Source organism: Pseudomonas sp. GM80 (genome assembly GCF_000282515.1).
In the GTDB taxonomy this organism is placed as follows: domain Bacteria; phylum Pseudomonadota; class Gammaproteobacteria; order Pseudomonadales; family Pseudomonadaceae; genus Aquipseudomonas.
The window spans coordinates 1-1,619 of the sequence record NZ_AKJD01000220.1 but is presented as its reverse complement, the minus strand read 5'-3'; the positions used below and the strand labels follow the sequence as shown (position 1 = coordinate 1,619).

The window sequence follows — 1,619 nt, the reverse complement described above, 5'->3', positions numbered from 1 at the left end:
TGGCCTCCAGGCCGCCATCGCTGGCAAGCCAGCTCCCACAGAGTTTTGTGGTGGCCACGGACATCGAAAATAACTTCGATACCTGTGGGAGCTGGCTTGCCAGCGATGGGGCCGGTGCGGCAACTTTTGCATCGACTGACAGGACGCCTTCGCGAGTAGGCTCGCGCCCACAGAGTAAGAAGAGATCTGCCTACAACAACGAAATCGGATAACTGATAAAGATCCGGTTTTCATCAAACTCGTTGGTGCTGAAGTCCCGACGGATCGTCGCGTTGCGCCATTTCACGTTGAGGTTTTTCAGCGGCCCGCTCTGCACGGTGTAGGCCAGCTCTGACTCACGCCCCCATTCCTTGCCGTCGGTGATGGTCCCGGTGTGCACGTTATCGCCGCTGATGTAACGGTTCATCATGGTCAACCCGGGGACGCCGAGGGCGACGAAGTTGTAGTCGTGGCGCAACTGCCAGGAGCGTTCCTTGGCGTTGTCATAACTGGCGTTGTAACTGTCGTTGGCCAGGGTGCCGCCGCTGGTGCCGTTGACCCGCATCCAGGCGTCGTCGCCGCTGAGTTTCTGCAGGCCGACGTAGAAGGTGTTGCCGCCGTATTTGGCCGAGAGCATGGCGAACGCAGTCTTGTTGTCGAGGTCGCCGGCCTGGGCGCTGCCGTCTTCTTTACCGGTGAAGAATCCGAGGTTGGCGCCCAGCGTCCAGTCGCCCAGCGGCTGGCTATGGCTGAGGTTGAAATACTGCTGCTGATAGATGTCGCTGAGTTCGGCGTACCACACGCCGACCAGGGTGCGCTTATCGTTGAAGGTGTATTCACCGCCACCGAAGTTGAAGCGATCCGAGGTGAATGCACCGCGGCCGTTCATCGACATGTCTTCCATGCTCGCGTCGTTGCGTGGGCTGTTGCCGCGGAACTGGCCGCCGTAAACGGACAGGCCGTTGATTTCGGTGGAGGTGATCTGGCCGCCGCGAAAGGTCTGCGGCAGGGAACGGCCATCGTCGGATCGCAGGATCGGCAGCACCGGCATCCACTCGCCGACCTTCAATTCTGTCTTCGATACCTTGGCCTTCAACGCCACGCCCATGCGCCCGAAATTGTCGGCCGGGCGCCCGTCATCGTGAATCGGCAGCAGCTGTGTGCCGCCCGAGCCTTTGCCGCCATCAAGCTTTTGCGAATACATGCCCAGCACATCGAGACCGAAGCCGACGGTGCCTTGGGTGAAGCCGGATTTTGCGTCGAGGATGAAGTTCTGCGTCCACTCTTCAGCCTTGCCTTGCGGGTTGGCCGGGTTGACGAAGTTGCGATTGAAATAGGCGTTGCGCAGGTTCAGCGTGGCTTTGCTGTCTTCAAGAAAACCTTCAGCCTCGGCGCTCATTGGCAGGGCGAGGGCGAGGCTGCTGCAGCCGATCAGGCCTAGGGTGGAACGCGGGCGAAGTGTGGAAAAGCGCGAAGGGCGGACGGAATTGCAGACGAGTGTGCTCACTGTGACGCTCCCTGTTACGTTTGTTGTTTTTATTATTCGTCATACGTCGTCGTACAACGCTGGTGCGGATATTTCCTACGTTTCCCGGGAATGTCAACCCTCGGTTGTACGATAACCCTGTAGGAGCTGCGGC

At 59.4% G+C, this 1,619-nt stretch carries 1 protein-coding gene; it reads right to left on the bottom strand.

Translation table 11 applies throughout. The features are described 5' to 3' along the window. Positions 1–190: 190 nt before the first annotated feature. Complete coding sequence (locus PMI37_RS27090; RefSeq protein WP_008087267.1) at positions 191–1,486, bottom strand: OprD family porin; 1,296 nt, start codon at positions 1,484–1,486, stop codon at positions 191–193. Positions 1,487–1,619: the final 133 nt, after the last annotated feature.